The sequence below is a fragment of the Enterobacter sp. HMSC16D10 genome (assembly GCF_001807145.1).
Lineage (GTDB): Bacteria > Pseudomonadota > Gammaproteobacteria > Enterobacterales > Enterobacteriaceae > Enterobacter > Enterobacter roggenkampii.
Map to the genome: position 1 here is coordinate 228001 of NZ_KV787862.1, position 6201 is coordinate 234201.

A 6201-nucleotide genomic window follows, 5' to 3' on the forward strand; every position below is an offset into this window, starting at 1 on the left:
TATAACCCGAAACAGACCCGGCCCGCAGGCCGGGAAGGGCAGCGTTAGCTACGATGGACGCTAAGCCCGGCAAAACTCTGGCTGACCGGCATCATTTCTACGGTATTGATGTTGACGTGTTTTGGCAGCGTCGCCACCCACCAGACCGTTTCGGTGACATCTTCCGGCGTCAGGGCGTTAGCGTTTTCATAGGTTTTGTCTGCTTTCGCGTCATCGCCTTTAAAACGCACGTTGGAAAACTCGGTGCCACCTACCAGGCCCGGCTCGATGTCGGTGACGCGAATGGCGGTGCCGTGCAGATCGGTACGCAGGTTAAGGCTGAACTGGCGCACAAACGCTTTCGTCGCCCCGTATACGTTGCCGCCTGCATAGGGCCAGCTTCCGGCGGTGGAGCCGATATTGATAATGTGGCCGCGATTGCGCTCAACCATGCCCGGCAGCACCGCGCGGGTCATATAGACCAGCCCTTTGTTGTTGGTGTCGATCATGTTTTCCCAGTCTTCCACGCTGGCTTTGTGTGCCGGCTCCATGCCCAGCGCCAGACCGGCATTGTTGACCAGCACGTCGATGGCGCGCCACTCGGCGGGCAGGTTGGCAATCATCTCTTCAATCGCCGCGCGGTTACGCACGTCCAGCTGCGCGGTCAGGATGCTGTCGCCTAATTCGTCCTTCAGCTCCTGCAGACGTTCCTGACGGCGGCCCGTTGCAATAACCTTGTGCCCGTTGGCGACGAAGCGACGCGTGATGCTTTCACCAAAACCTGCCGTTGCCCCGGTAACTAAAATAATCATCTCACTGTTCCTCAACGCTTTTTGTGTTTTACTAACATAGCACGGCCGCAGAGGGTGCGTTAAGGCAACATTTGTATGAGAGCGTTGCAGGGGATGGCGGCCTGGCCTACTCTGGGAGGATACCCGTACTCAGGAGTGAAAGATGACGGCCACGAATCCCTTTTTTGACATCAGCCTGCTGCCTTACCAGGCCCCCCATTTTGATCAGATCGACGACAGCCACTATCGTCCGGCCTTCGATGAAGCCCTTCGTCAGAAGCGTGCGGACATTGACGCGATTGTCTCTCAGGCCGCTGCGCCTGATTTCACGAACACCGTGCTGGCGCTGGAGAAGAGCGGCGCCATGCTCTCGCGTGTCAGCAGCGTGTTCTTCGCCATGACTTCCGCGCACACCAATCCGTATTTACAGGAGCTGGAAGAACAGTTCTCCACCGAGCTTGCCGCGCTGGCAAACGATATCTGGCTGAATGACGCGCTGTTCGCCCGCGTGGAGAGCGTCTGGCAGGACCGTGCCGCGCTGGACGCCGAATGCCGTCGTCTGGTCGAGGAGCTGTATCAGCGGTTTATTCTGGCCGGCGCGCGTCTGAATGAGACAGAAAAGGCCGAGCTGAAGGCGCTGAATACCGAGGCGGCCTCCCTGACCAGCCAGTTTAACCAGCGTCTGCTGGCTGCCGATAAGACCGGTGGGCTGGTGGTGGATTATGCGCACCAGCTTGACGGGCTCAGCGCAACGGAGATCGCTGACGCGGCGCAGGCTGCCGCGGAGCGAGGGCTAAACGATCGCTGGCTGATCCCGCTTTTGAACACCACCCAGCAGCCCGCGCTTTCCGCGCTGCGCAATCGTCAGACCCGCGAAAACCTCTTCAACGCAGGCTGGACGCGTACCCAGAAAGGGGACGAAAACGACACCCGCGCGCTGATTCTTCGTCTGACGGCGCTGCGCGCGCGGCAGGCCCGTCTGCTGGGCTTTGAGGATTACGCTAGCTGGAGCATCGCTGACCAGATGGCGAAAACCCCGGCCGCCGCGCTGGAATTTATGCGCGGCATTGTGCCTGCCGCCCGCGCCCGCGCGGAACGCGAGCAGGCCGATATTCAGAAAGTCATCGACGACGAGCAGGGCGGTTTCACCGTGGAGGCCTGGGACTGGGCCTTTTATGCGGAGCGCGTGCGCCAGGCAAAATATGCCCTCGATGAGTCGCAGATCAGGCCCTACTTTGCGCTCAATACCGTGCTGCAGGATGGCGTATTCTGGGCTGCCAGCCAGCTGTTTGGCATTCGCTTCGTCGAACGCTTCGATATCCCGGTGTATCACCCGGACGTCCGCGTATGGGAAATTTTCGACCACACCGGCGAAGGCATGGCGCTGTTTTACGGTGACTTCTTTGCCCGTGATTCCAAACAGGGCGGGGCATGGATGGGGAATTTCGTCGAGCAATCCTTCGAGTTTGCTGCCCGTCCGGTGATCTACAACGTCTGTAACTACCAGAAACCGGCGAATGGCGTTATCGCGCTTCTCTCCTGGGATGACGTAATAACCCTGTTCCACGAGTTTGGCCATACGCTGCACGGTCTCTTTGCCAGCCAGCGTTTCGCAACCCTTTCCGGCACCAATACGCCGCGTGATTTTGTTGAGTTCCCGTCGCAAATCAACGAGCACTGGGCCAGCCATCCTCAGGTGTTTACCCACTATGCGCGCCATTACGAAACCGGCGAACCGATGCCGGACGCGCTGCGGGAAAGCATGCTCAACGCGACCCATTTCAATAAGGGTTATGACATGACCGAACTGCTGGGTGCCGCGCTGCTGGACATGAACTGGCACGGCATCAGCGAGGCCGTTTCGGACGTGGAGGATTTTGAAGCGGCAGCGTTGAAGAAAGAGGGGCTGGATCTGCCCGCCGTTCCGCCGCGCTACCGCAGCAGCTATTTTGCCCATATTTTTGGCGGCGGCTACGCGGCGGGGTATTACGCCTACCTGTGGACGCAGATGCTCGCTGACGATGGCTATCAGTGGTTTGTCGAGCAGGGCGGGTTGACTCGCGAAAATGGACAGACATTCCGCGAGGCCATTTTGTCCCGCGGGAACAGTACTGATTTAGCTGAACTTTACCGGAACTGGCGCGGGCACGATCCGAAGATTGAGCCGATGCTGGATAACCGCGGATTGAGCGAATAGAGTCAATGTCGTATGAAAAAAGAACCGGGCTTTACGCCCGGTTTTTTATACGCCTGTAACCGTTACAGCATAAAAACTAAGATTATGTTCTTTATAAATAAAACCGGCGAGGTTAAAGGTCACTCCCTCCGGGAGATGTATTTAACCGAATTCAGGCTGTAAGAGAGCTAATAATTTGATCTGGATTGTAAAAATCAAATGTTCTTTAAGCTTAAGGGTTTTAACTATAAATTTTTATTATTCTTTGCCGATAAATAAAGGTGGCATAAAAATTGACGTATTAGCAGTATAAGAAGGCGAATGATGACCCTACCTCTGAATAATCCCGGTTTTACGGATGCCGAGCCTTCTAAGGGGCTGATAAATAAAACCTTTACCTATATAGTGACATTGTTGATAAGTATTTTCATTGCGGCAATAATTTCCCTGCTATTAATAAAAAATAATGTTAATAAAATCAGCGATAAGCACGATGAATTTTTGTTAAGGAAAGCCCTGGATTCCCGCCAGGAAAGCATGCGAAGTCACTTGAAAGATAATGCTGAATGGGGAGATGCCTACAAACATCTTCATTTGAACACTGACGTTCACTGGGCATGGGATAAGCAGAACCTGGGTAAGTCCCTGTATGACAACTTTGGCTACGAAGGGGTGTTTATTCTCTCCCCGGAAGGAACCACGCGATACAGCGTGCTTGACGGGAAACTGAAGCTTCAGGATCTCGGGCGCTGGTTAGATAAATCAACCAAGGAGCGATTACTCCGTGAGGTGAGCGTTAACAATGGATTGCCGGTTTCTATACTCACGCTTATCGATTCCGTTCCAGCCATTGTTTCTGCTGAATGGATAACAACGGGCGATGACGCGAGCGTGCAACCCTTGCCGGGGAAACCGTCGGTAATGGTGTTTGTAGACAAGTTAACGGCTAAAAAACTCCTCGCGATTGGGCAGGATGCCGGTATTAAAAGTGTTCGTACTTCGCCTAATGCAGTCACTTCTCAAATAAACAATCAAACAGAATTTACCTTAAGCACCCAGAATGGTGATGTGCAAATTATCTGGGACGGTGAAAATCCCGGCCAGGCATTGATTATTTATTTTTTACCATTACTCATTCTTTCAGTTATTCTGACGGTATCGATGACGGTTATTCTCATGCGCCATATTATGCAGAAGGCGAGAATGCTTGACGAAAATACCTTTCTCCTCGAGCAGGCGCGGTTGAATCTTATCACCAGTGAAAAACGATTCCGGGACGTCAGTGAAACAACCAGCGACTGGTTCTGGGAAACAGATTTATCGTTAAAGATAACCTGGCTTTCAGGTCGTTTTTCTACAGTAACGGGATATGAAAATAGCAAATGGATAGGCCGCAGGCTGGATGAGCTCTTTCCTTCTACAACCGGATTATTACAAGACTGTGTGAGGTTCAGGGAATTAACTGAACGCTTTGAATTTAAGAGCTGTCCTTATATTCATGCGCAACAATCTACGGCCTATTGCACGCTTCTGGCAAAGCTTTCTGCTCAGCCTGATGGAACGGTGGTCTTGCGAGGCGCGGCAACCGACGTTTCTCTGGAAGTTGAAGCAACTAAACGGGTGGAGTTTCTGTCACGTCATGATGAATTAACCGGTCTGCCGAACCGCTATCATATTAAGGAATTTCTGGCAGGCCAGTTGGCTAAAGAAGACCTTAACCATTATCCCTTTGCCATGATTTGCCTCGATTTAGACAAGTTTAAACCCGTCAATGATATTTTTGGGCACTCCACGGGGGATGCGCTGCTTGGCGAGGTCGCTCTACGTCTTAAAAATTGCGTTCGTCGAGGTGATTTTGTCGCACGGCAGGGAGGGGATGAATTTATGCTTCTTCTCGGCAATACCAGCCAAAAAGACCAGATTGATGAGGTGTGTCACCGCATCGTACAGGAACTAAACCGTCCTTTCTCCATTGAGGGTAATGATGTCGCAATAGGCGTAAGCATGGGGATTGCGCTGGCTCCCCTGGATAGCAGCAGCGCAAACGATCTTTTACGCTATGCCGATATTGCGCTTTACCAGGCTAAGCAATCCGGCAGAAACAGATGGGTCTATTATCGCCCGGACATGTCGGAAAAGTTAACTGAACGGAGAAAACTGGAACTCGAACTGAAAACCGCGATTCGCGAAGAGCAACTCTATCTGGTGTACCAGCCGCGTTATAACCTCCGATATTCTAAGATAGAGGCCGTCGAAGCGCTGGTACGTTGGCAGCACCCGCACCGGGGGACGATGATGCCCGATCAGTTCATTCCGCTGGCTGAAGAAACAGGTCTGATTATTAACCTCAGCAACTGGGTCATACGCAAAGCGTGTGCGGAGACGAAAGATAAATTACCGGGACTATCGGTATCCGTAAATATTTCCGCTATCGAATTCCAGGCAAGCGATCTTGCTGAAAGGATAAAAGAGATCCTGCACGAAACAGGGCTAGAACCTGACCGACTGGAAATAGAAGTGACGGAAAATGTCACGCTTTCCGATCCTGAAAAGACCTTGCATACCATGAAGGCTCTCAAAAAAATGGGCGTCCGTATTTTGATTGACGATTTCGGTACCGGCTATGCCTCTCTGAGCTATCTCCGGAAGTTTCAGTTTGATGGACTCAAGCTCGACAAGAGTTTTATTTTTACCCTGGCCGATTCGCCGCAGAACCAATCAGTCGTAGAAAAAATTATCGATCTGGGTAAGGCCTATTCGATGGCGGTCACTGCAGAAGGGGTGGAGACCACCGAACAGCTCTCTTTTCTTAAAAAAAATAGATGTGATGAAGTTCAGGGCTACTTGCTTGGAAAACCGGCTTCCATTACGGAATTAAATTTAAACGCAAACAGAATAGATCTTTAAAGTGTGCTTCCATCAGCTTCACACGCTTTACGCCGGGAAGCGAAAATGAAAAACCGGGCTTCTCGCCCGGTTTTTTGTCATCTGCTATCTGACCGTATACTGAGACGCAAGCGCGTTCTATCTAACGACCAGCACAGGGCATTTCGCATGCCGCACCACTGCCGCAGCGTTCGAACCCAACAGATAGGTCGAGATGTCCGGCTTATGAGAGGCAATGATGATCAGGTCGGCGTCGATTGTGTCAGCGAGCTTAAGGATTTGATCCTTAGGCGATCCCGTCACGGCGTGAGTCTGTATCTTATCTGCAGGAATTTTGAATTGCTTAACAATCTCATCCAGTTTCGCTAA

Annotated in this window: 4 protein-coding genes; 2 read left to right on the top strand and 2 right to left on the bottom strand. The window is 52.0% G+C overall.

Annotated elements, in window-relative coordinates:
- Positions 1-44 precede the first annotated feature (44 nt).
- Complete coding sequence (ydfG, locus tag HMPREF3143_RS09095) at positions 45-791, bottom strand: bifunctional NADP-dependent 3-hydroxy acid dehydrogenase/3-hydroxypropionate dehydrogenase YdfG (protein ID WP_021241307.1); 747 nt, start codon at positions 789-791, stop codon at positions 45-47.
- 142 nt (positions 792-933) lie between these two features.
- On the opposite strand from ydfG, the gene dcp reads away from it, so the two are divergent.
- Together dcp and HMPREF3143_RS09105 are read left to right on the top strand one after the other, a co-directional pair.
- Positions 934-2967: a peptidyl-dipeptidase Dcp gene (gene dcp / locus HMPREF3143_RS09100; RefSeq protein WP_070532791.1), complete on the top strand. Its 2034-nt coding sequence runs from the start codon at positions 934-936 to the stop codon at positions 2965-2967.
- Between the two features lie 300 nt (positions 2968-3267).
- Positions 3268-5853 (top strand): bifunctional diguanylate cyclase/phosphodiesterase, encoded by a 2586-nt coding sequence (locus tag HMPREF3143_RS09105; protein ID WP_252909218.1) that lies wholly within the window; start codon positions 3268-3270, stop codon positions 5851-5853.
- A gap of 117 nt (positions 5854-5970) precedes the next feature.
- On the opposite strand, the gene HMPREF3143_RS09110 is transcribed toward HMPREF3143_RS09105, so the two are convergent.
- Positions 5971-6201, bottom strand: a 231-nt coding sequence (locus HMPREF3143_RS09110; protein WP_175441115.1) for a universal stress protein, incomplete at its 5' end; no start/stop codon positions are given.

Coding starts and splice junctions, on each gene's coding strand:
- ydfG (WP_021241307.1), bottom strand. CDS start 791: ATGATTATTTTAGTTACCGGGGCAACGGCAGGTTTTGGTGAAAGCATC.
- dcp (WP_070532791.1), top strand. CDS start 934: ATGACGGCCACGAATCCCTTTTTTGACATCAGCCTGCTGCCTTACCAG.
- HMPREF3143_RS09105 (WP_252909218.1), top strand. CDS start 3,268: ATGATGACCCTACCTCTGAATAATCCCGGTTTTACGGATGCCGAGCCT.